The 22,643-nt window shown below is 56.7% G+C and carries 18 protein-coding genes and 1 pseudogene; 8 read left to right on the top strand and 11 right to left on the bottom strand.

What is annotated here, in order from left to right:
* Positions 1 to 114 precede the first annotated feature (114 nt).
* The gene (gene thiO, locus AABA21_RS32980) at positions 115 to 1,269 is read left to right on the top strand and encodes a glycine oxidase ThiO (protein ID WP_338256826.1); all 1,155 of its coding nucleotides are present in this window, start codon (positions 115 to 117) and stop codon (positions 1,267 to 1,269) included.
* Positions 1,270 to 1,632: 363 nt separating this feature from the next.
* On the top strand, positions 1,633 to 5,031 hold the full coding sequence (locus AABA21_RS32975) for an FG-GAP-like repeat-containing protein (RefSeq protein WP_338256823.1): 3,399 nt from the start codon (positions 1,633 to 1,635) through the stop codon (positions 5,029 to 5,031).
* Between the two features lie 210 nt (positions 5,032 to 5,241).
* Here AABA21_RS32975 and AABA21_RS32970 read toward each other — a convergent pair whose 3' ends face one another.
* The 5 genes from AABA21_RS32970 to AABA21_RS32950 form a co-directional block, all read right to left on the bottom strand.
* On the bottom strand, positions 5,242 to 6,072 hold the full coding sequence (locus AABA21_RS32970; protein WP_338256821.1) for an alpha/beta fold hydrolase: 831 nt from the start codon (positions 6,070 to 6,072) through the stop codon (positions 5,242 to 5,244).
* A gap of 48 nt (positions 6,073 to 6,120) precedes the next feature.
* The gene (locus AABA21_RS32965; protein WP_338256820.1) at positions 6,121 to 6,441 is read right to left on the bottom strand and encodes a DUF1330 domain-containing protein; all 321 of its coding nucleotides are present in this window, start codon (positions 6,439 to 6,441) and stop codon (positions 6,121 to 6,123) included.
* A 49-nt stretch (positions 6,442 to 6,490) separates the two neighbouring features.
* A complete protein-coding gene (locus tag AABA21_RS32960) occupies positions 6,491 to 6,688 on the bottom strand; it encodes a hypothetical protein (RefSeq protein ID WP_338256817.1) in 198 nt (65 codons plus the stop codon).
* A 188-nt stretch (positions 6,689 to 6,876) separates the two neighbouring features.
* On the bottom strand, positions 6,877 to 8,943 hold the full coding sequence (locus tag AABA21_RS32955; RefSeq protein ID WP_338256815.1) for a winged helix-turn-helix domain-containing protein: 2,067 nt from the start codon (positions 8,941 to 8,943) through the stop codon (positions 6,877 to 6,879).
* The gene (locus AABA21_RS32950) at positions 8,855 to 9,979 is read right to left on the bottom strand and encodes a MalT transcriptional regulator family protein (RefSeq protein ID WP_338256814.1); all 1,125 of its coding nucleotides are present in this window, start codon (positions 9,977 to 9,979) and stop codon (positions 8,855 to 8,857) included. Before AABA21_RS32950 ends, AABA21_RS32955 begins: the two co-directional genes overlap by 89 nt.
* On the opposite strand from AABA21_RS32950, the gene AABA21_RS32945 reads away from it, so the two are divergent.
* A complete protein-coding gene (locus AABA21_RS32945) occupies positions 9,973 to 10,272 on the top strand; it encodes a hypothetical protein (RefSeq protein WP_338256813.1) in 300 nt (99 codons plus the stop codon). The two genes, AABA21_RS32950 and AABA21_RS32945, sit on opposite strands and share 7 nt — an antisense overlap.
* Before the next feature lie 339 nt (positions 10,273 to 10,611).
* Positions 10,612 to 11,808 carry an NAD(P)/FAD-dependent oxidoreductase gene (locus tag AABA21_RS32940; RefSeq protein WP_338256811.1) on the top strand — a complete coding sequence of 399 codons (1,197 nt, stop codon included), beginning with the start codon at positions 10,612 to 10,614 and terminating at the stop codon, positions 11,806 to 11,808.
* A gap of 95 nt (positions 11,809 to 11,903) precedes the next feature.
* Here the strand turns inward: AABA21_RS32940 and AABA21_RS32935 are convergent, their stop codons facing one another.
* Both AABA21_RS32935 and AABA21_RS32930 read right to left on the bottom strand, forming a co-directional pair.
* Entirely contained in the window at positions 11,904 to 12,701 is a 798-nt protein-coding gene (locus AABA21_RS32935) for a crotonase/enoyl-CoA hydratase family protein (protein WP_338256809.1), read from the bottom strand.
* A 33-nt stretch (positions 12,702 to 12,734) separates the two neighbouring features.
* Positions 12,735 to 14,279, bottom strand: a complete 1,545-nt coding sequence (locus tag AABA21_RS32930; protein WP_420917240.1) for a class I adenylate-forming enzyme family protein — start codon at positions 14,277 to 14,279, stop codon at positions 12,735 to 12,737.
* A 528-nt stretch (positions 14,280 to 14,807) separates the two neighbouring features.
* Between AABA21_RS32930 and AABA21_RS32925 the strand changes: the two genes are divergently transcribed.
* The 3 genes and pseudogenes from AABA21_RS32925 (at position 14,808) to AABA21_RS32915 (ending at position 16,908) form a co-directional block, all read left to right on the top strand.
* A complete protein-coding gene (locus AABA21_RS32925) occupies positions 14,808 to 15,347 on the top strand; it encodes a TetR/AcrR family transcriptional regulator (protein ID WP_338256805.1) in 540 nt (179 codons plus the stop codon).
* Positions 15,347 to 15,646, top strand: a complete 300-nt coding sequence (locus tag AABA21_RS32920; RefSeq protein WP_338256802.1) for a YciI family protein — start codon at positions 15,347 to 15,349, stop codon at positions 15,644 to 15,646. Before AABA21_RS32925 ends, AABA21_RS32920 begins: the two co-directional genes overlap by 1 nt.
* Before the next feature lie 90 nt (positions 15,647 to 15,736).
* A pseudogene (locus tag AABA21_RS32915) lies at positions 15,737 to 16,908 on the top strand (aminotransferase class V-fold PLP-dependent enzyme).
* 176 nt (positions 16,909 to 17,084) lie between these two features.
* On the opposite strand, the gene AABA21_RS32910 reads toward AABA21_RS32915, so the two are convergent.
* Both AABA21_RS32910 and AABA21_RS32905 read right to left on the bottom strand, forming a co-directional pair.
* Positions 17,085 to 18,542 carry a hypothetical protein gene (locus tag AABA21_RS32910; protein WP_338256797.1) on the bottom strand — a complete coding sequence of 486 codons (1,458 nt, stop codon included), beginning with the start codon at positions 18,540 to 18,542 and terminating at the stop codon, positions 17,085 to 17,087.
* Positions 18,543 to 18,921: 379 nt separating this feature from the next.
* On the bottom strand, positions 18,922 to 20,157 hold the full coding sequence (locus tag AABA21_RS32905; RefSeq protein ID WP_338256794.1) for a glycoside hydrolase family 1 protein: 1,236 nt from the start codon (positions 20,155 to 20,157) through the stop codon (positions 18,922 to 18,924).
* A gap of 424 nt (positions 20,158 to 20,581) precedes the next feature.
* On the opposite strand from AABA21_RS32905, the gene AABA21_RS32900 reads away from it, so the two are divergent.
* Positions 20,582 to 21,703 (top strand): TIGR03118 family protein, encoded by a 1,122-nt coding sequence (locus AABA21_RS32900; RefSeq protein ID WP_338256791.1) that lies wholly within the window; start codon positions 20,582 to 20,584, stop codon positions 21,701 to 21,703.
* Between the two features lie 90 nt (positions 21,704 to 21,793).
* On the opposite strand, the gene AABA21_RS32895 is transcribed toward AABA21_RS32900, so the two are convergent.
* Together AABA21_RS32895 and AABA21_RS32890 are read right to left on the bottom strand one after the other, a co-directional pair.
* Positions 21,794 to 22,117 carry a DUF1622 domain-containing protein gene (locus AABA21_RS32895; RefSeq protein ID WP_338256789.1) on the bottom strand — a complete coding sequence of 108 codons (324 nt, stop codon included), beginning with the start codon at positions 22,115 to 22,117 and terminating at the stop codon, positions 21,794 to 21,796.
* Positions 22,104 to 22,556 carry a DUF1622 domain-containing protein gene (locus AABA21_RS32890; protein ID WP_338256786.1) on the bottom strand — a complete coding sequence of 151 codons (453 nt, stop codon included), beginning with the start codon at positions 22,554 to 22,556 and terminating at the stop codon, positions 22,104 to 22,106. Before AABA21_RS32890 ends, AABA21_RS32895 begins: the two co-directional genes overlap by 14 nt.
* Between the last annotated feature and the right edge of the window lie 87 nt (positions 22,557 to 22,643).

Below are 22,643 nucleotides of genomic sequence, written 5' to 3'. Positions count from 1 at the left end.
GGATCGCTAATAGTGTTATCTAGCAGTACCACGACTAATCAATGATCGAGTTGGAAGCGTAGATGCCACCTGTATTTTCGACGCTGCGTCAAGCGAGTATAAAAGGAGGAAGACATGGCAAGTGAGAAATATGATGTTGCCATTGTTGGCGCGGGGATTGTAGGCTGTGCAACTGCATACTATCTGGCCAGGGCCGGGATAGCCGTGGCCTTGCTTGATAAGGGGTCTGTGGCGGAAGAGGCCTCGCGGGCAGCTGCGGGTATGCTGGCCCCTCTGGGAGGAGAAAATACTGATCCCGCTCAACCACTTGAGCGGTTCTACCTTACAGCTTTGCAGTTTCATGAGCAGGTAGAGCAAGAAATACAGCAATTCTCGGATACCCACATCGGATATTCGCACACTCCGACACTGCGTTTGGCCTTTGATGATGAGGCAGCCACGAAATGGCAGAAGGTAGAGAATATCTATAAAGATGTGCTGCCAGGCCTGCGGTGGCTGGATCGTGAAGAGGCTCTAAAGGCGGAGCCGCTCCTATCAGACCGGGTACAGGGCGCGCTTATTTCACCACGGGAACACAACGTGCAGTCCCCAAAGCTGACGCAGGCCTTTGCGCAAGCCGCAAGCAGGCATGGAGCGCGCATCTTCGAGGGGAGAACGGTTGGGAAGATGATTGTGCGTGAAAATAAGGTCGTGGGGATAGAAACGGATCAGGGACCTATAGCAGCCGCAGCGGTGGTGCTCGCCGCGGGAGCATGGACATCCGCATGGCATTCTCAGCCAGATCAAGCTCCTGTTTTCCCTGTGAAGGGGCAGATGATGGCCCTGAGCCCTTTACCCCACCAGCACCTGCGCCACACCATTTATTATTCCGGCATGGGCTGCATCGTCCCCAAGGCCGATGGCTCGATCTGCGTGGGGTCGACCATAGAGCGCGGGATATTCGACAAAGCGGTCACCGTGGAAGGAATCGCGAGCCTGACGGGAACGGTGCAGAAGCTCACTCCTGCTCTGGGGTCCGCGCGCTTCGAACGCTCCTGGGCGGGCATACGCCCGGGTTCACGCGATGACCTGCCCCTCATCGGGCCGAGCAAGAGCACCGATGGGCTGTGGCTCGCCGGTGGCCTGTACAGAGACGGGATCTTAGCAGGGCCGTTAGTCGGGCACATCATAGCCGAACAGATACAGCGGCACGTCACCCCCTTCGACCTGGATCTGAGCACCTTCGATCCAGATCGCTTTGGAGGATGGCGCGGCCTCGTAGCGCGCTAAAACACGCTCCCGAAAGAGCTGGACATGCTCACGCATGGAAGGGCAGGCCCAGCTCTTTCCCTCCTCATGCCAACCAAAAAGCTGCTCACTCTCCATAGTATTTGCTACTACCCCAAAGAATCTTTATACTCGTAAACCCAAAAATTTCATGTCAAATTTATTGATAATCCAGGTCGTATCATGTATCCTCTTAATTTAAGGGGATCAATTTCTGCAACAATACGGTAGTACTCCTCATTGCAAATTTGATCGGCTGATTAGCTGAAAAAACATGCATATGGCATTTATTACCAGTTCTTGCGGCGTTATTTGATGGTTGTAAAGTTTGATGTTCTTCTATTTTGCTATGAAAGGAATCTCATTATGCCTACTTCTATGGGGAGCCAGTGGCAAGACGTGCAAGCTGGTAACCTTGGGCTAAGCGATGCGGCTGGTTGGAATCAGCCACAGTACTATGAGACGTTGCGGCTGGCCGATATCAATGGAGATGGGCAAGTAGAGCTTATGATTCGTGGCAGCGCCGGCTTGCGCACATATGCGTACAATCCTGCAAGCAGGCAATGGCAGGACTTACAGGCTGGTACGCTCGGGCTCACTGACACTGGGGGATGGAATCAGCCACAATATTATAGAACACTGCGGGTCGCCGATATTGACGGCGATGGGCAGGCTGAGCTCCTTGTGCGTGGCGCGGCGGGTCTGCGCACCTTCGCTTTTAATCGAACAAACAAACAATGGCAGGACCTCAATGCCCCCATTCCAGGAACAGAAGATGCCAACGGATGGAACCAGCCACAGTACTATGAAACGTTCCAATTGGCCGATATCAACGCCGATGGGCGAGATGAACTGATTTTCCGGGGGCCCTTTGGACTATTCACCTACGCCTTTGATGTTACGCGTAAGTATTGGTATGACTTAAATGCTGGTGCTCTCGGCCTGACCGATGCTGGGGGATGGAACCAGCCACAATACTACAGAACCTTCCGACTGGCCGATATTAACGGAGATGGGCAGGCCGAGTTGCTTGTGCGCAGCGCGGCGGGTCTGCGCACCTTCGCCTTTAATCTCTCCAATAACAAATGGCAAGATCTCGATGCCCCCATTCCAGGAACAGAAGATGCTAATGGATGGAATCAGCCACAATACTATGAAACGTTCCAATTGGCCGATATCAATGCCGATGGGCGAGATGAGCTGATCTTCCGGGGGCCCTTTGGACTATTCACCTATGCCTTTGATGTCACGCATAAGTATTGGTATGACCTGAACGCGGGAGATCTCGGGATGACCGATAGCGCTGGTTGGGGCCTACCACAATACTACAGAACCTTCCGACTGGCCGATATCAACGCTGATGGGCAGGCCGAGCTGCTTGTACGCGGGAGCGGAGGATTACTTGCTTATGCATTTAATCTCGCAACGAGCACGTGGAACAACTTGCAAAGCGATACCCTCGGGCTGAATGATACAGGCGGTTGGAGTAACCCGCAATACTACTCAACCATACAGGCGGCCGATATCGATGGCGATGGGCAGGCCGAGCTGCTCGCACGCGCAGCCATTGGTATCACTGGATGGCACTACAATACTTCTCTCATGAATATGCCAGTACTGTTTCAGGCCCCACACTACGAGGTCTCTTATCGTCTTCAACCCGACCCTACGCTACCAGATGGCACGTTCGCAATACAACAAGTAATCCCAGCAGGAGACTCTAACACATTTACCTGTACACTCTTCAGCATTCAAGGTCGCAGGGCGGCTCAGGCAACAACCGCTGGCGCGCAGGTTGCGGGTCCCTACCAGCTGGCAGTGCTGCCGGGGCACTTCTTTACGGCTCGGCTCAATCGCGCGAATAGCAACCTTCCTGACCTTGTGCTGCGTGTGCAATTACCAGCGGGAAGCCCGCTGAAGCAACAACGTATCGTATTCACCTGGTCCGAGGTCCCCACGGTGTGGCCTACCTTTGTCACCAGCCTGAACTACGATGTATCACTCAACTTCGATGGGACAGGCGCGTTCGTTGATCTTAGGAGTTCCAGCACTGATACTGGAAATCCCAGCGATCTGCAGTTCACCGGCCCGATCACGCTGCAGGCATGGCTGAAGCCAGCCGCCAACGACGGCATACGCAATATCATCGCGCACGGCTATGCGCTCAATCCCGCGGGAGAAGTCTTTCTACGGATCGCCAATGGGCAGTACCAGGTGGGCTCCTGGAACGGCGCAGACCATGTAGCCGTTTTCCCCATGCCCCTCTCCGACCTGGGGCGCTGGGTTCACCTCAGCGGTGTCTATGATGGCACTCAGTGGATACTCTATCGTAATGGGCAGGAAGTAGCCAGGAATACAGACTCCACCGGAGCGGTCGCGGTGCAGGGAGCGTGGGCGATCGGAGCACGAGGAGCCGGTGGAGAGCGCTTTTTCAGTGGCAACTTGCGTAATATTGCGCTGTGGCAAGAAGCACGCACAGCCCAGAAGATCCAGGCGGATATGCTTTATCCCCCGACAGAAAACGTCTCCGGGTTAGCTGCATATTGGGGATTGGATGAGGGTAGTGGGAACTCTGGCGACCTGGGGCCAGGCGCACACCTGGCTACAGTCGTGGGGGCCAGATGGATCACACCGGAGAGCCTGCAACAACTGCTAACACTGCCAATAACTCCTTTCCCCCAATTTACACCTGCGCAACAGGCAGCTTACGAATACATCAGCAGCCAGCTGGACTCCGCAAGTCAGGGAAATATTCGCGCGCGCTATGTCAATCTAAGTCTCCAGGATTCCCTCTCGCCTGGTAAACTTAATGATCTTCAGAGGCCGCCAAATGCTCCCAATTATACGCAGGAGGACTGGGACGCAACAAAATCTATCCTGGCGCGAGAACTACAGGCAGCCGGCCAGGTGCAGACATTGTATCAGCGAACGGGTACCCTCCTCAACGCCTTGCAAATAGAGCAAACAGGAGATTTGAACGATGTCGTCAGCAAACTACAAGATATTTCCTCGACCCCTCCATCCGATAACTCCTGGTCTGACATCTTGCTGACAATTATGGGTGACGCCCTGGGTGTAGCAAGTGTTATACCTGAGGGAAGAATAGGGCAGATGGCCTTGCTCGTGGGGTCAGATCTGTTTGGGGCACTCGCGTCCGGGGCTGCTACCTCTAATCAACCCGCGCCGCCAAACTCAGCAGGCATTCAGGCCAATATTATCAGTGTGTATCAATCTCTCGTAAACTTAAATGGGAGGCAAACGGAGAGGATATTACAAGATGGGCTCCTCCTTTCCATTGTGGCGCGCCTGGCTCAAACGATCTGGACCTGGCTGCCATCAGATCAACAACAACTGGTAGAAAAAATCCACAACCAGACGAAAATTGGCTTCTACCGGACGCTGATTCCTCAAAGCTACGTCGTCAGCGAGTGGAGGAACTACCCGGCGACGAAACCTGTCCTCTTTGTTGAATATCAGGAAACCGATGTAGGCGCACCAGCGTATGCCTATTGGGCTTCCCCACCTCCTTCAGGGAGCTATGTGGGCAATCTGTATATCATCCATACGCCAGGCAATTCAAAAGGTGACACAAGCTGGAACGGTGTACCCGGCTACGAACACCCCATTAATCCGGCCCTGTATCCTGCCCAGGCAGTCATGGATGATCTATTCACTCAGTTAGGAGTTTCTCGCCAGGACTTTTTTACTTGTACCAACGGCTGGGAAAACACCTCACTTCAGCCAATCTCGCTTCCTGGCACCTAAGGGAGTGTCAGACACGCTTTTTTCCGGGGCGCATGAGCGCCCCGCGCAGGCATCTGCATGCGGATGCCTGCTGCGTTTTATTTGTTGGTGCATCGGAGGCTCGAATGAGCCTCCGATGCACCAACTGTTGAGCTTCTTTTTGAGCTCGCCAAGCACGTAGAGCTTATGGGAAAGAGTATAAGCTATATTTTCAGAGGGATCTGTGACCTGCTAGCCTTGAATAAAGGTTAGCAGGTCCTCGTTGAGGCGCTCTTTGTGGGTGAGGAACATGCCGTGGCCGCCACCGGGATAGGTTTTTAGTTCGCTGCCGGCAATGCCCTGGACGGTCCTGCGGGCACACAAGTCCAGGGGAGCGATCTGATCGGCCTCGCCGTGCAGAACCAGCGTGGGCACGGTACAGGCGGGCAGATCGGGCAGGAAATTGGTCTGCGCGGAGACACGGAAGCACTCGATGCTGGCTTTGGGTGAGCACTCAAGGATGAGCCGGATCGCCCATTGCACCATCTCTGAGGAGAGCAGTGGCGGCGCCGGCCACGTCGATCCCAGGTTGAAGTATTTGATGGCACCATCCGTCATGTACAGCGGACGGTCCTGCTGCATCATCGAGATAGCGAACTCGGAGGCCTCCTTCGGAAGTCCCTGCGGGTTCTCCGCCGATTTGAGCGTGCCTGGGGTGATACCGCTCGTGAGCGCGACGCGGGCGACGCGGCTGGTGCCGTGGCGCGCGAGATAGTGGACGATCTCACCGCAGCCCATCGAGTTGCCGACCAGGGTCAGATCACGCAGATCGAGCTGCTCGATCACTTCCGCCAGGTCATCGGACAGGCGATCGATGTTAAAGCCACGTCCGGGATCATCCGAGCGGCCATGCCCACGACGATCAAAGGCGATACAGCGCAGTCCGCGTTCGGAGAGGTGGAGCATCTGGTACTCCCACATGGCGCCGCTAAAGGCCCAGGCGCTGACGAAGAGTAAGGGGGCACCTGTGCCCCATTCGCGGTAATAGAGCTGGGTGGAATCGCTGGTGTGAATATATGGCATCTTTTCTTCCTCTTCTTTCTTTGAGAGAGTGGCTTACTCTCCTCTTACTCATCCGAGAATATCTGTGGCTTTATGATCACCGGGTACGGTGTCGATCAGAATCACTTCCCCCTTTGTATTGGATAGGCGGAAGGGAAGGATTTTTTGGTAGGCTTCTGAGTTGTACCAGGCCTGAGCGTGTTGCCGATTCGGGAACTCGATAATGATCAGGTCTCCCGTCCAATCTCCTTCAAGCTTCTCGAACCCTCCGCCATGAACCAGGAAGTGGCCCTGGAATGGGGCGAGTGTCGCATCGATCTCTTCTAAGTACTGGACAATCTGCGGTCCCATTACGACATCCCATAAGCGAGCTACAGCATACGTTGCCATGCATCTATCTCCTTTTTCAGTCTTTGAGCTGGAAATATTGATGTGCGCCTCAATGGCTGCTCGTGAACGCGAGCAACGCGATCCCCTGGTCACAGAGTTGCCAGAGCACCCCATAGAGTGCGGCCTGGTCTGGCAGGGTTCCGCTGAGGAGCGATGTGCCATCCTCCAGATGCGCGATCTGGAGTCCGCCAAACCATTCCTGCCAGCGCAGGGCCAGATGCCCTTTCACGCTGATCTGCACGTGCATCCTTGTTCCTCCTGACTGGTGGTGATCTACCTCACGCAAAGAAGTATAGCTGGAGAAGCTGGCGCCTGCCTTCACCTGATTTGGTGATTAAACGGGTGATTGGCTCCCTGGTGTTGGGTGCATCGCGGTTGTACACAACCATGGTGGTAGGAGAACATCTCTCAGAAAGAGGACGAAGAATATAGAGGTTAGAGCAGGTGGAGCTGCTGGGCAACGAGACTGGCTTCGGCGCGGCGGCTGACACCCAGCTTGCGATAGATGCTGCTCACCTGGGTTTTGATCGTGTTGGGGGAAACGATCAGCTCGTGGGCTATTTCGGCATAGGTCTGGCCGGCGACGAGCAGGCGCAACACGCGCTGTTCCTGAGAGCTGAGCGGTTCATGAAGGGTCGGCCGGGCGGGCGCGGCATCAGGCGAAAGGCTGGCTTCTCTGTGCCGGGTCAGAGGCGGCGCCGAGAGATGGTGCCGCCTCTCCTCTTGCTCAAAAGCCTCCAACAGGAGTGTGAGATGACCAGAGAGGTCGGCAGGGAGCGTGGTCTCGGTTGCGCGTGTGGCGTGGAGCTGCTGCAGTGTGCGGCGCATAGGTTCGCCGGCGTTCAGGAAAACACGGATCAGACCAACCGGTTTCGCTACCTGGAGCAGGCGCAGCGCGAGCTGCCGGGCCTGCTCGCGCTCCTTCAGGCTCGCGAGAGCAAGCACCTGGAGCGCCAGTGTCTGCGCGACCCGCTCGCGGCGTCGGCCCCGTTCAGCACTGCTCAACAGACGCGTCAGTATGGAGTTGGCTGCCACATAGGCGTGCTGCGCCAGTTGAAGTCGGGCCAGCGAGAGGGAGGTTTCCCAGGAACCGTCCTGATCAAAACGGGTCTGAGCGGCCCAGTCCTGCGCCGCCGCGAGGTTTCCCTGCGCTAACCAGAGCCGCAGCTGGACACTTTCGACCTGGGGGAGACGAATAGCGATCCCGCCCTGCTGTGCCAGGTGCCGCAGCGTATGCAGCGCCTGCTCCGCCTCGTCGAGTCTGCCCTGGTCGATGGCGAACACCACCTCGCACTCGACGCATTCCGCAAGCAGGGCCATATACTGCCAGTCCTGGGCGAGGCGGAGCGCGCTGGCGAGGTGGGAATGCGCCTCTTCGCAGCGATTGCCGGACCAGCAGATGCGGGCCAGGGTGAGGAAGAGATAACCTTCAATGGAGGTGTGCTGCGTGCCCTCCCGTTCGAGCAGCGCGAGGAGTTGGCGGCACTCCTGTTCGGCCTGGTGTAGATCTCCTGCTTCCCAGAGGATCAGCGCCAGCCACTGCCTGATGCGCAGCCATTCATAGCGTTGTTGCGTCTCTTCCGCCTGTTGACTCGCGGCCAGCAGGGCCGCTTTGAGATCATCACATGCCTCCAGCGTATTCATGCACAGGATAACATTGACAAACAGCGGCGCCATCTGCCAGATGATCTCGTCTTCCCCGGCCAGCGGCAGCATCTCCTGGCAGCACTGCTGAAGGCGCGTCATATCGCGGAGCCCGATGGCCCGGCTGGCCGCGCTCCACAGGTGAAAGAGGCGCACGCGCCTGCGCAGGCGTTCATGCTCCGCTGTGGTGAGGTCCGCTTCACTCAGCAAACGCTCTACCCGGTCGATCGTGGGTCCGACCGCGCTTCGTTGCTGCTCATCCGAAGCTCCAAAGAGGGTGTGCAGCAGGCGCAGGGCCGCGACGAGCGCAAAAGGCATATGGGCGCGCAAGACTTCGTCCGGCAGCAGCGCGATCCACGCGTGGACGGTGCGCGCTTCTCCCATGGTCCATGCCTCGGCGGCGGCACGCTCCATCAGATGGGCGGCATAGGCGAAGTCCTCAGCGGCGAGTGCATGGGCGAGGGCTTCGCGCAGCGTTCCCTGCGCCCCGTACCAGTGGGCAGCGCGCAGATGCAGGACGGGGACCCGCTCGGGATGGCTCATGGTGAGGCGCGCCAGCAGGGTCTGGCGAAACAGTTCGTGCAGGCGGTACCAGCGCCGCTCTTCATCCAGGGGAACAAGAAAGAGATTCTCGCGCTCTAGACCCTCTAGAAGCTCCTGGCTGGCCGTCTCGCCGGTCACGGCCTGGCAGAGCGGGGCATGTAAGCGCGAGAGGATGGCGGTCTGGAGCAGGAAATCCTGCGCGGCTGGCGGCAGATGAGCCAGGATATCATCCTGAAAATAGTCCAGCACATAGCGATGGCTGCCGCCGAAGGTCTGCACAAAGGCGGCGTGGTCCGTGCTCTGGCGCAGCGCCAACGCCGCGAGCTGTAGACCCGCGATCCAGCCCCTCGGTACGCTGCTCCAGGATTGTGACCTCCGTCTCCGCCAGGGGCAGTTCCATGCGTTGCAGCAGGAAATGCCGGGCGTCGTCGGCTCGAAAGCTCAGATCCTGGTCGCGGATCTCGCTCATCTGCCCGCGCATGCGCAGGCGGGCGAGCGGAAGAGGGGGATCAACCCTGGTCGAGAGCAGCAGGCGCAGATTGGTGGGCAGATGCTCAAGGACATACAGCAGGGACTCATGGATGGCGGCATCTGTGATCAGATGGTAGTCATCCAGCACCAGCACCGTGGTCCCTTCCAGGGTAGCCACGTCATTGAGCAAGGAGGTCAAGATGAGCGAAAGATGCACGGGCTGCGGCGCGTACAGCAGGGCCAGCGCCGTCGCGCCGATCCCGGCATGGGGGGTACGCAGTGCCGCAATCACGGCGCTCCAGAAGCGAACAGGGATGCTATCCATCTCATCGAGCGAGAGCCAGGCAATCACATGAGATGAACGCCGCGCCCACGCGGAGAGCAGGGTCGTTTTCCCCCAGCCACCAGAAGAGGAGAGCAGGGTCAACGGGAGGGCCAGCGCCTGCTCCAGACGCGCTTGCAGATCGACACGCTCAACCAGCGTCGCCGGGAGCCGTGGAGGCGAGAGCTTGGAGGCGAGCACGGGCAGCGCAAGAGGCTGGCGCGACGGCGCTGGAGGAAGGCTCGTGTGGGAACCAGCCGCCTCTTCCAGGCGTGCCAGCGTCACCTTCGGCGTCGGGCCAAGATAATGTTTGCGGGAGCCACCCTGCGGGGTGCCATACGCATACCAGTATCCCCCGCCGCGCGCCCGTCCCTCCCTGACCACGCTCAGATGCCCACGCTGCCCGTGAAAAGCAAAGGAGGTCTGCTCACCGAGCCAGTCCAGCCAGGGCTGCTCGTCATGCAAGGCAAAGCATCGCTGGAGGCTTCCTCCGCGAGAGAGCTCATAACGCTGGTGCTCCGTGGACCAGGCGAGGATGTAGAGTGATCGTTTTGGCATGGACGCTTTCTACTGTACGTTTTCCTCCGCTTTTTGCACCCAACCCAACAGCAGCCAGTGTAGCACACGCCGTATTGATGAGCAAGGCGTACAACACTGTAGGGTCGACCTTCAACGGTCGACCGGGCCGCCAGCGCCAGCGACGGCAACCCACGTCGTCCCCACCCGCAACGTCGCGCAGGCGTACCCAAAAGCGAACGTTGCTTACCGGGTACCACGTGGGGCGAGATGTTTTCCACGAGAAGCCGAACCGGCTGGGTACGGGGGCCGCAAGCGGCCCGGTCGACCGTTGAAGGTCGACCCTACACGGGCGTTTCGTGTTTCTTGCCACCTTCTCTTTTTACAATAACATGAATGACACCCAGCGCTGGAGGCGCGAAAGCATATACAGGTTACAGGAATGAATATAAGCATAAGATACCTCCTTACATTTTTATGGACCAAAAAATGTCTGGCACACGTTGATACATCGGAGTAGCAAAATCAATTTAGATGGGCATGAGTAAAAATGGGGGGATGGGTATGATGTTCATGCTCTGCCATTATTTGCTGTTCCTATTTCAACATTCACTTTTTATTGATGAGGGGGTTCTTACTGCATCGCGCTGGAAAGAAAAGGAGAGACAACCTCTATGTATGACGCGATTATTGTTGGTGCTCGTTGTGCTGGGGCACCGCTGGCGATGTTGCTGGCTCGCCGGGGTTACCGCGTACTACTCGTTGATAAAGCTCGTTTTCCGGCTGATATCATGTCTGGCTTATACACCCATCCGCGAGGTCTGGCTTTGCTGAAGCGTTGGGGCATATTGGATGATGTATTAGCGACCGATTGCCCACAACTACGGTCGGCAACGTTTGACCTGGGTCCGATGGAGTTGAAGGCCGGATTTTATCCGGTTGATGGGATCGATTTTTCCTGCGCGCCACGGCGCTATTTGCTGGATCCTCTTCTGGTAGCGGCGGCGGTGGAAGCCGGAGCGGAGTTCCGCGATAATACCACCGTGCAAGAATTATTGATGAACGAAGATGGGTATATTACTGGCATTCGCGCCCGTACAGAACAGGAAACAAGCGTGACTGAGAAAGCACGAATTGTCATCGGGGCCGATGGTGTACACTCGTTTGTTGCTCGCACTGTCAAACCAGAAGCATATCATATAGCTCCGACCCTGACCTGCGGCTACTATAGTTTCTTTCGTGATACCACCATTGTTTCTGGAGTGAAGGCCTATATCCGTCCTCATCATTTCACAGTAACAGTTCCCACGAATGATAATCTGTTGCTGGTTGGCGCTCAGTGGCCGACCGAAGAATTCGCGCGTATCCGCACCGATGTAGCTACCCATTACTACGAACTCATTGACCAGATACCAGAGCTGGCTACGCAGGTGCGTCCAGAAAAGCAAGTGGGCCGTTTCATCGGTACCGGGCACGTTCCCAATTTCTTCCATAAGCCGTATGGTCCGGGCTGGGCACTGGTGGGTGACGCTGGCTATCATAAAGATCCCATCCTGGCTCAGGGTATTGCTGATGCGCTGGAAGATGCTGATATGCTGGCAAAAGCACTTATGCGTGGCCTGTCCGGAGAGACGACAATGGAGGAAACACTGGCAGCGTATGAGAAGGAACGCAATGAAAGTCGCCTGCCACAATATCAGTCCACCATGCAGTTTGCCAGGCTAGCACCACTGCCACCTGATACGCAAACGCTATTGAGCGCTATTGCGGCTGACCCGGAAGAGTCAACTCGTTATCTTGGTGTCCTGCAAGGCTCGGTACCGGCTGCTGAATTCTTTGCTCCTGAGCATATTGCCAGTCTGCTAGCGTGAGCTATACTATCATCGCCCACCTGAAGCTCTTCCCTTAATCTTAGCGTCGAAGAGATGCTCCTGGCCGCGCTGGTTCAGGAGCATCTCTTCGACGTTCAATGGTTGTGCTGCCCGGCATCTGGATCATCATCGATGATAAAGCTGCCGTGCCTGCCCGCGCCGCCAGCGAACTTTTGCGCGCCGGTGGCTCCTTCCGCTTGAAGTACGCTCAACCCGTGTTGGAACTCGTTCGCCAGCGCTTCCTGGAAGCTCAGATCGAATTGTTCGTAGGCGGAAAGACGGTCGCTGCGCATGCAGGCCTGGGGGAAGCGGCTGATCTGGCCGGCCAGTTCTTCGGCGACCTGGCGCGCCTGGCCGTGCGGGACGACGCGGTTGGCCAGTCCCATGGACAGCGCCTCCTGCGCTCCAACGGCTCGGCCGGTCAGGATCAGATCCAGGGCGCGGCTGAGGCCGATCAGGCGCGGCAGGCGGATGGTGCCGCCATCGATTAAGGGAACGCCCCAGCGGCGGCAGAAGACGCCCAGCACGGCGTCCTCTTCCATGACGCGCAGGTCGCACCACAGCGCCAGTTCCAGTCCACCGGCCACGGCGTAGCCGCTGATGGCGGCGATGACGGGCTTGCTCAGCAGCATGCGGCTGGGACCCATGGGACCGTCGCCGTCGGGCTCGACTCGATTACCCTCGCCGGCCGCGAAGGCTTTGAGGTCCGCGCCAGCACAGAACTGGCCGTGATCGCCTACCAACACACCGACCAGCGCGAAGGGATCGGCATCGAAGGCACGGAAGGCATCGGCCAGTTCCTGCGCCGTCTGGCGATCGACGGCGTTGCGCACCTCCGGCCGGCTCAGGATCACCGTGGTGATCGGTCCCTCGCGTTCAACCCGCACTGACATAATCGCGTTCCTCCTCTCGTGTAGCTGCGTCGTTTAAATCGAACGTTTGTAGCCCTGCCAGAGCGGATCGCGTAGCGCGCGTCGCAAGACCTTACCGACGGCGCTTTTGGGAACCTGCTCGATAAAGCGCACCGATCTAGGGGCTTTGTAGGACGCCAGCCGCTGGCGGGCACTGCTGATCAATTCTTCCTCAGTCGCCCGCGCACCCGGCTTGAGCACGACGAAGGCCACGACCGTCTCAACCCAGCGCTCATCCGGCGCGCCAACTACCGCGCATTCCTGCACCGCCGGGTGCGCCAGCAGGGCATCCTCGACCTCGCGAGGATAAACATTATAGCCGCCCGAGACGATCATATCCGAGGTGCGATCAACCAGGTAGAGGTAGCCCTGCTCGTCGAAGCGGCCGATGTCGCGTGTGCGAATCCAGCCAGCCGGCAGGAACGTCTCTGCGTTCAGATCTGGCGCGTTGAAGTAGCCGGCCATCTCAAATGGCGCGCGCACAACGATCTCGCCCGGCTCACCCACAGCCACATTTCTGCCCTCCTGATCGATCAGCCGCACCTCTGCCTCGACCACCGGCTGCCCGCAGGACAAAAGGCGCTCCTCCGCGCCCGGTCCCACATGGTCTTCTTTGCGCAGGACGCTGATGCACAGCGGCACCTCGGTCTGGCCATAGTACTGCGTAAAGATGGGTCCCCAGAGCTGCAGCCCGCGCTGAATGACCGGCAGAGGCATAGGCGAGGCGCCATAGATTACCGCGTTGAGCGAGGAGACATCGACCTGCTCGATGCCCGGCAGCGAGAAGAGCATCGTCAGCATGGTGGGAACCAGGTTAATCTTGGTCACTTTCCAGCGCGCGATGCTGGCCAGAAACTCGTTTGGCTCGAAGCGCGCCAGCACCGCGGACGCCGCGCCATGAAGCCAGAACGGCAGCACAAAGGTCCCGCTGGCGTGGATCAGCGAGGCGGCGTGCAGCATCACATCGTCCCGTTCGACGGTCAGCAGATTGGCCAGGATATTAGCACAGATCGCCGCGTAGCTGCGCTGCGTGTGCTGGGCCGCCTTCAGCGTGCCCGTCGTGCCCGAGGTATAGAGCGTTAACAGCACATCATCCGGCTCGATGGGCAGATTGGGATCGGTGGAATCAGCCGTGCGCGCCAGATCGAGCAGATCGGCATCGTCGGAGCCGCCGCCACCCAGGCTGAGCAGTTTCAACTGTGGCAGTTGCTGCTTCAGTTCACCCGCGCGCACCGCCAGATCCGGACCATAGACCAGCAGTTGGGCGCCCGTCTCGGCAAGCATATGCTGATGTTCGCGCAGCGACAGACGTGAGTTCAGTGGCACCCGGTTCAGCCCAGCCTTCACGCAGGCAAAGTCCAGGGGAATGCTATAGAGGCCATTGTTCACCAGCAGCGCGATCTTCACGCCCCTGTCCAGCCCGGCATTGATCAACGCGTGCGCGAAGCGATTAGAAATATCATCCACATCTCGAAACGTCAGCATCTGATCGCCGAAAAGCACCGCCCGGCGCTCAGCATGCTGACGCGCACCCCGGCGAATAAGATCAACAGTGAGCATCATCGCCTCCTTCTCTCTGCACAACTACAAGTGCAGCTGGAAATATCATGATCCGACCCTAACGCCGCATTCAGTGTAACAGAAAAAAGTGCGTCGCTGCAATAAAGATCGTCGCTCCTCAAATGGTAAAATTTCACCTTTTGCCCCAAAGAAAGATGATCGCCGCCATAGATGCCAGGCTTGCCCTCAATACGTTCAACTTGAGAGCAAGCAACAAGGAAAGAGACAAAGTACGTGCGGGGCTTGCCCCCGCTTGTTTACTCGCCGCTCATCAATGCAAGATTTTGCTGATGCAGAGCATCTTTCTTTTGCTTCTCCGAGCAGGAAGGACAAAAGCGGGGGCAAGCCCCGCACGTACTGTGGTCTTTTCTCTTCATGCATTTTCTTACGCTGAACATATTGGGGGCAAGCCCTGGCCTGGAGCGTAACGGCCCCATTCCCAGGTAAATCGTTGCCTCTTGTAAGCATACCATACCGTATGGTATGCTTTGAAAAAGAGAAATGTAGTGAATAAAGGAGGAATGAATCATGGCGCTTCTCACCAGGCGCAGGTGGTTGGAGGAAGGACTTACCTTGCTTGAAGAGGCGGGGGCCGAAGCTCTCACGATTGAGTCCCTGACCAATCGTCTGGGGGTGACCAAAGGGTCCTTTTACCATCACTTCGCCAATTATCAGGATTTTAAGGAGCGGTTGCTGGAGTTCTGGGCCGAAGAGGGGACGCTGCGCATTATTCAATGGGCCGAAAAGGAGGCTGCCCCGTCAGAAAAGCTGGCGCGGGTGATACGAGCGAGCCTACAGCCTCCCCGGCTCGATGTTGCCCTGCGCGCCTGGGCGTTACAGGATGAACAGGTGCGGATGCACCAGCAGCGCATCGATCAGCAGCGCCTGGAGTATCTGGAAGAGTTGGTCGCTGACAGCGGGGCCGATCACCTCTCCGCCCGGCAGTTCGCCAGGGTACTCTACAGCATCTACGTTGGCAGCCAGCACATCATTCCACCCATCGAGGGCGAGGATCTCGGCGCTTTATACCAGCTGGTACAACAGTGTTTTGAAAAGGAGATGCGATAATGTTCGTCGTGATCTATACACATGGGCCGGCCTGGATAGAAGAGAAAGCCGTCACCGAGCAGCCCTTTTTTCGTGAGCATGGCCGATATATGAAGCAGCGCTTTATCAGCAAGCAGCTTCTTATGGGTGGTTTTTTCCTGGACAACCAGGGCGGGCTGGGCATTCTCGACACATCCGACGAAGCGCAGGCGCGGGAACTGGTCTTTCAAGATCCCGCGGTGCAGGCGCGGGTCTTTGAGCCGCATATTCATCCCTGGCATGCCTACTTTAATCAGTACCAGGCTCGGAATGTCCAATAATGAAGTATTGTTTACATAATTATTATTCATTATCCTTTCTCATGTTCAGTCTGGCGAGAGGGGAAGCAGAGAACGAAAGGGATCTTCTTTATGAGCGTTGTCGAACTACCAGTGGCGGCAGAGCAGTTTCAGGTGCGTCCGGATATTACGTTTTTGAATCATGGCAGCTTTGGGGCGTGTCCCAGGCCGGTTTTTGATAGCTATCAACGATGGCAGCGGGAGTTGGAGTCGGATCCCGTTGAGTTTTGGGGCGCCGCATTCATGGGTTGCTGGATGAGGCGCGCGCACCACTGGCCACTTATCTGGGAACGCAGGCCGATCATCTTGTATTTGTGCACAACACGACGGTCGGGGTAAATATCGTGGCGCGCTCGCTCGCGCTGGGGCCTGGTGATGAAGTACTGGCGACGAATCATGAGTACGGGGCGTCGGACCGTACCTGGAAGTTTCTCTGTACGCAGCGTGGGATGCACTACATCAACCAACCAATTCCGCTTCCCATTGAAAGCGAGGAGGAGATGATCGAGCACCTGTGGCGAGGCGTGACGCCGCGCACAAAGGTGATCTTCATCAGTCATATCACCTCACCCACGGCGCTGATCTTTCCGGTGGCGAAGATCTGCCAGCGGGCACGCGAGGCGGGCATCATCACGGTCGTCGACGGGGCGCACGCTCCCGGGCAGATCCCGCTCAATCTCGAAGAGATCGGCGCGGACTTCTATATCGGCAATTGCCATAAATGGCTCTGCGCGCCCAAGGGGGCCGCGTTCCTCTATGCGCATCCCGAGCGGCAGGAGCTCTTGCAGCCGCTCGTCGTTAGTTGGGGATGGGAGAGCCTGGCGCCGGGTCCTTCACGGTTCCAGGACTATTTCGGCTGGCTCGGCACCGATGATCCCTCGGCTTATCTGAGCGTCCCCGCCGCTATCGCGTTCCAGCGCGAGCATGATTGGGACGCAGTGCGGGTTGCGTGTCACGAACTGGCGGCATCCGCGCGCCAGCAGATCGTCAATTTAACGGGAATCAGACCGATCTGCCCCGATAGCTGGTTGGGGCAGATGTGCTCCGTACAGTTGCCCGATGGCGATGCGGCATCTCTGCAGCGTCAGCTGCGCGAGCAGTGGCGCATCGAGATCCCGGTGATGGTCTGGAACGGTCAGCGCTTCATCCGCATCTCGATCCAGGGCTACAACAGTCCCGCCGACGTCGAGCGCCTATTGACGGCCCTGCGAACAATCTTCGCGGACTCCGCGTTTGCCCTGTAAAGAACGTGAAACGTCATCGCTGTCGGGCTTGCCCAACATGGAGTCATCAGGGGATGGGCCGCCTCGCGGCGAGCGCCCGCGTGATATCGAACAAATAAAGATTGCTCCCCCATCCTCCGGCTGAAGGATGGGGGAGCAAGCATACCATACCGTCCGTGGATAGGAACGACTACCGGCTAGATACCTGTCCCTGCGGTCTCCGTCGCAATCGACGTGTGATCACACTTGCTTGAGTTCGACGTCGACGCTGTACAGCCCGCCTGGGGTGGATTATTGGCGTCATTGGTGTACTGGTCATCACTGTAGACGATCGAGGCCATACCATTGGTGGGATTGACCGCGACCCCAAAATCATCATAGAGATCCCGATTGCCGGTACAACTGATGCCTCCCTCACAGACACCGCCATAGTGAACGATAGGCGTCGCCTGATTCTGGGTGAAGGCGCTGCCCGCAGTTGTCGCGCTCACATTCTGAGCAAAGTAGACATACCAGGCCGCGCTCGAAGGATAGCTATCCGGCGGCGTTGTTCCGTCATAATAGGAGGTGCCATACCACACAATATCAATCTTGCCAGCTTTATTCGCGACGCTCCAGGGCTCAATGGCCGTATTGGACGGGGCAGCGTTAACCACGACAGGAGCAGACCAGATTGTGCCATGGTTAGTCGAGAAACTATAGGAAACGTTGTGATTGTCGCTGTAGACCGAGTAGACATTGCCCGCACGGTCGACGCTCATATTGACGAACTGATGCCCATAGCTAACCGTCTTATCAGGATTGTTATAGACCATATGATCGGTAAACGTTTTGCCTCCATCCGTGGAGACAGCCACCCAGACTACATGGTAGCCACAAGAGCCCGCCTGACTACATGACACCTCGCCAGCGTTGGCGATGCCGCTAAAGGTCTGGTAGATGAAATGAGTCTTGGGATCAATCACCAGATTACCAATCTCATTGTTCTGCGCCAGGAAGGCATGGTTGACATCAAAGGCCTCACCAAGCTGGGTAAAGGCTGTTCCCGCGTTGTAGCTACAATTGACATCAATGTTATTAGTAGACACATCATGATACGAGATACAAACTTTGGAGGCCCCATCGGCGGCGATCCACTCGCGGTCATCACCGGGTACAGAGGCGCTGGTCGGATTCAACGTCCACGACTTCCCCGCATCCTTAGATGTACTCACATCGATATTAGCCAGGTTTAAGCTCGCGACATAGACGTTGTACATACCTGCCGCATTTTTCACCGGCGCGGTAGCTACATCAGTATCACCACCACCAGGCGCCACAGGCGAACCTTTTGATACTGCATTGGGTGAAGTAAGGGCCGTGTAGTGAAGCCCACTGTCGAAAGAGCTCCATGCCTCGGTACCCGAGCCTAAACCATTTTCTGAGGAGGCAAAGAAGTGTCCGGCAGGATCGGATCGGATCTGCGGCTCCGAGGCATTATTCGTACAATTTGTGCCGCCCGGACAGACGGTTCCCGGAGTATTTGAAAGCTCAAATGTTGTGAAGCTTGCACCACTGGCTTGAGCAGGAAAAGCAAAAAAGAGGAGACTGAGCAATGCCAGAACAAACGCTGCCAGTCTGAGGAGAAGTTGACGAGGTGCCTGCATCCTGAGCATTTTATGTAACCTCCTTGTATCTTCTCTCTAGCGAACAGTAGAGAGATCGTAAAGAAACAGGTAGTAGATCCTCAGAAAATGTTATATTTGCTCCTTCAAAGTATTTTCCAATAGTAACACATGCAGCAAATTATTTCAACACTAGAAGTGCAATATTCGTTTTTCAATAGCATTTAATTGTTGTGTTATTAGGCGAATTTCAAAGGTTCTTTGTGCTTATAATAAAAAAAACATCATCTTTCTCAGAATGAGTTTTTAAGAAGAGCTAAAATTCGATGCGCAATCCCCCATTTTATTTGTTGAGGTAATGGGGAAGGGGAGTTGCAGGAGAAGCTCGCCGCCCTTCCTGCAACTCCCTGCTTTGCGCTTACAACCTTCTTTATTGTGGGAGGCGGTTGGCCTGAGCGACCTGGCCGAGCCAGCGGGCGCTGGGTTTGACGGTGCGCTGCTGCGTCTGGCGATCAACGGCGATCAGGCCAAACTTTGGAGCAAAGCCTGATTGCCACTCAAAGTTGTCGAGGGCCGACCAGTAGGTGTAGCCGCGCACGTCGATGCCCTCGCGCAGGCAGTCGGCCACGCCCCGCAGCGCGCGTTCGACATAGGCGATGCGCCGCGTATCGTCCTCGGTGGCGATGCCGTTCTCCGTCACGATCACGGGCAGGCCCGTCGCTTGGCTGGCGTAGCGGATCGTCGCCGTCAGCGCCTCGGGCCAGAACTCGTATGCGGACTGCGTCAGCTCAACCCCTTCTTCCGCCGGGAGCGGACCCTGTGGACCGAAGCGCTGGCGCGAGTAGGTCTGCACCCCGATAAAGTCGTCGCCTTGCGTCCCCTGTAGATAGACATCCTGCAATTCATGGCGCATGTGTGCGGCCATCTCCTCCCCACCGGGTCCGGCCTGGATGTCCTGCATCGCCAGCGTCAGGCCGACCTGGCAGTCGCCTCGCTCGGCTTTGATGGCCTCTACAGCTCGGTGATGAGCCGCCATAATGATCTCGCGACCATGTGAAACATCGGCAAATAGAAATGGAGCGAAGTGCGCGGCATCGCTACCGACGCGACGTGCCGCCTCCTCGTACCAGGGCTGTGTACGCGTTGAGGCAAAGTTCGGAACAATAGATGAAATGAGCGGTCCGATATTGACCTCGTTGATCGTGCAAGCCTGGGGGATCAGATCACCCAGATGAGCCATTGCCCGCTCGCAGAAGCGGGCGAAGCGCTCCGGGGTCCGCTGTCCCTCCCAACCGCCCTGCGCGGCCAGCCAGCGCGGCGAGGTAAAGTGATGGAAGGTCACCATCGGGGTGACGCCATGCTCATGGCAGGCGGCCAGCACGCGCCGATAATGTTCGAGCTGAGCCAGGGAGAACTCCCCCTCCTCCGGCTCGATGCGCGCCCACTCTAGCGAGAAACGATAGAGATTGAAGCCCAGCTCGGCCAGCCGGGCAATGTCCTCGCCATAGAGATGATAGTGGTCGCAGGCATCGCCCGACGACTCGGCATAGGAAGTCCCGGGCACGTGCTCCAGTACCCAGTTATCGTTGTAGACGTTACCGCCTTCCACCTGGTGGGCCGCCGTGGCCATACCCCAGAAAAATCCAGAGGGAAACGAAAACTCCATGATCTGCTCCTTCTCTCGATGCGGATATGCACTCGTCTTCGAGCGCGGTCATTTGCCTGCCTCATGAGACATAGATAGGGTCAATTTTACTCATAATCGCATAATCGCCTCACACCAGGCATTGTTGGGTTAATTGTACACAACAATCGCCTTAACGAACAAGCCATCAAGTGTCAATCATGCATCTCAGAATATATATATGCCACTTTTCCACTAATTTAAGATTATTACACTTACAACTGATCAAATTTTCAGATGAGATTTCAGATTGTGAAAGAAACTTCTCAATGTGTCAGAAAGAATGCACTCGATCTAGCACTAGAGTGAATTGTGGAAAGTGAGGCTTTCGATGCGTTTCTCTTTCTTTCCGAAGGGGTACAGTACATCTTTACGATTCGTGCTTATCGCTCTGATAGGAGCGGTGATGGTAAGCGGGGCATTATATGTATCGCCTACGCATGCCACAGGCGGCCCATCTAATCGAGGCTTTTATCAACAGACCAACCTGGTTTCTGATATCGCGGGTGTCGCCCGCTTTCTTGATCCCAACCTGGTCAACTCCTGGGGCATCTCGCATAGTCCTAAGGGTCCGTGGATCGTTTCGGACAATGGCACCGGCGTCGCGACATCTTATCTGGGAAACGGAAAAGCCTTCCCGGTAGGTAATCCGCTCGTGATTACTATCCCGCCACCGTCAGGCAGCCCGTCTGGAACAACCGCGACCCCAACAGGCAATGTCTTCAACAATACAGATGATTTTGTCATCTCTGCCAATGGGAGATCGCGTCCCAGCAAATTCATTTTCGCCACCGAAGACGGCACCATCTCCGGTTGGAATCCCAATGTGGATCTCACCCATGCCATTCTTAAGGTAGATCGTTCAAAGGTTGGCCTGGGGGCCGTCTATAAAGGACTGGCCATCGGGCGTAATTCCGCGGGCAGGGACTTTCTCTACGCCGCCAATTTCCGCTTTGGCACCGTTGAGATGTTCGATGGACAATTTAACCTGGTCAAATCCTTCACCGATCCAGTGATAGCGAATACATGTCTCCCCAACACTACCCAGTGCTTCGCTCCCTTTGGTATCCAGAACATTAATGGTAAGATCTTTGTTAGCTTTGCCCTGCAGAATGCAGAAAAGCACGACGATGTAGCGGGTCCGGGCAATGGCTTCGTTGATGTCTTCAGCCCGAATGGAATTTTGCTGCAGCGCCTGATCGCGCATGGCGTGCTCAATTCGCCCTGGGGAATGACTCTGGCACCAAAGGATTTCGGCCCGTTCAGCAATGCTCTGCTGGTAGGCAATTTTGGCGACGGTCATATCAACGCGTTCAATCCCATGACGGGCACGTTCCTCGGATCACTGAATAATAAGTTCGGCTCACCCATTGTCATCAATGGACTGTGGGGCCTGGCCTTCGGAAACGATGAACTGGCGGGTCCACGGAACACCTTGTTCTTTGCCGCCGGAATCGCGGACGAGGCACATGGTCTGTTCGGCTCGATCGAGTTTGACAAAGATAACAACAATAAAAAGCACAAATAGTACGCTTTAAGCAAGTCTCAAAGGAACGCCCATTCATGCTCCACGTGGAGCATGAATGGGCGTTCCCGTAACCCTTAGTCCGGCATGGATTTAGAGCTGAGATTCCTGACGTTGCAGGCGCGCGCGTTCCCAGGTAAAGAAGCGTTTCAGGAGGGTGCGCAGGGCAAAGATGACCGCGAACATCAGAATCTGTTGCCAGCTGCGTAGGTCGATGGTCTTGAGCAGGGTACCGGCGAGTTTGAAACTGAGGCCGGTAATCACGCCATCAGCGACCACCAGGCGGGCGCGCGTAATATCGCGGGTACGCAGCAACACAAACAGGGAAGCAAGGATATACGCGATGATCAGCAGCGCGCCCGCGAACTCGATGAGCGTGGCCCAGGTAGTAAAGTTAAAAAAGCTATTGAAGAGCATTGGTGATGCTCCTCCTGGTAGCGGTGGGAGCTGCTTCTTCTGTTGATCCGGAGCGCGGCGTGTGTGGCTGCAGAGACGTGTCGGGCTGACGGCGGGCCGCGCGATCGATCTCCTGCTGCAGGAAGTAGTTGAGCAGGGTACGAATGGCAGCGATGGCGGCCAGCTGGCCGATCTCGTTCCAGGTCGGCGCGATAGCGGTACGCAGGATATCAGCGCCCAGCTCAAATTCGAGGGCCAGAGCCAGCCAGCGACCCAGGCGCAGACGAATATTCTCCGTCTGTGGCTCCTGCTGCTGATTGGTTCCCTTTCCCCTACCCAAAAAGAGGAGCAGAGCGCGAACGGTCGCCTGCAGGGCGGCAATGGCAATAAGTAGTCCAGCTATCCCTTCCACCCCTGATGCCAGATAGCCAGTCCACAGTTTCAATAGCGTTTCCAACATTTCCTCCATTGCCATAGCGAATAAGGTAAAATATTCTATTACGATATATTTCTCTATTAGCAAACACGTTGAAAAGCTCTAAAAAGT

This window comes from Dictyobacter halimunensis (assembly GCF_036245075.1).
Note: the sequence above shows the minus strand (reverse complement) of the source record. Positions and strands in the feature narration are given on the sequence as shown.

Excerpts from the sequence above, each read along its gene's own strand:
- AABA21_RS32905 (WP_338256794.1), bottom strand. The coding sequence starts at position 20,157 with ATGGAGTTTTCGTTTCCCTCTGGATTTTTCTGGGGTATGGCCACGGCG.
- AABA21_RS32950 (WP_338256814.1), bottom strand. The coding sequence starts at position 9,979 with ATGCCAAAACGATCACTCTACATCCTCGCCTGGTCCACGGAGCACCAG.
- AABA21_RS32930 (WP_420917240.1), bottom strand. The coding sequence starts at position 14,279 with ATGCTCACTGTTGATCTTATTCGCCGGGGTGCGCGTCAGCATGCTGAG.
- AABA21_RS32935 (WP_338256809.1), bottom strand. The coding sequence starts at position 12,701 with ATGTCAGTGCGGGTTGAACGCGAGGGACCGATCACCACGGTGATCCTG.
- AABA21_RS32970 (WP_338256821.1), bottom strand. The coding sequence starts at position 6,072 with ATGCCATATATTCACACCAGCGATTCCACCCAGCTCTATTACCGCGAA.
- AABA21_RS32895 (WP_338256789.1), bottom strand. The coding sequence starts at position 22,117 with ATGCTCTTCAATAGCTTTTTTAACTTTACTACCTGGGCCACGCTCATC.
- AABA21_RS32965 (WP_338256820.1), bottom strand. The coding sequence starts at position 6,441 with ATGGCAACGTATGCTGTAGCTCGCTTATGGGATGTCGTAATGGGACCG.
- AABA21_RS32925 (WP_338256805.1), top strand. The coding sequence starts at position 14,808 with ATGGCGCTTCTCACCAGGCGCAGGTGGTTGGAGGAAGGACTTACCTTG.
- AABA21_RS32940 (WP_338256811.1), top strand. The coding sequence starts at position 10,612 with ATGTATGACGCGATTATTGTTGGTGCTCGTTGTGCTGGGGCACCGCTG.
- AABA21_RS32890 (WP_338256786.1), bottom strand. The coding sequence starts at position 22,556 with ATGTTGGAAACGCTATTGAAACTGTGGACTGGCTATCTGGCATCAGGG.
- AABA21_RS32920 (WP_338256802.1), top strand. The coding sequence starts at position 15,347 with ATGTTCGTCGTGATCTATACACATGGGCCGGCCTGGATAGAAGAGAAA.
- thiO (WP_338256826.1), top strand. The coding sequence starts at position 115 with ATGGCAAGTGAGAAATATGATGTTGCCATTGTTGGCGCGGGGATTGTA.
- AABA21_RS32900 (WP_338256791.1), top strand. The coding sequence starts at position 20,582 with ATGGTAAGCGGGGCATTATATGTATCGCCTACGCATGCCACAGGCGGC.
- AABA21_RS32960 (WP_338256817.1), bottom strand. The coding sequence starts at position 6,688 with ATGCACGTGCAGATCAGCGTGAAAGGGCATCTGGCCCTGCGCTGGCAG.
- AABA21_RS32975 (WP_338256823.1), top strand. The coding sequence starts at position 1,633 with ATGCCTACTTCTATGGGGAGCCAGTGGCAAGACGTGCAAGCTGGTAAC.
- AABA21_RS32910 (WP_338256797.1), bottom strand. The coding sequence starts at position 18,542 with ATGCTCAGGATGCAGGCACCTCGTCAACTTCTCCTCAGACTGGCAGCG.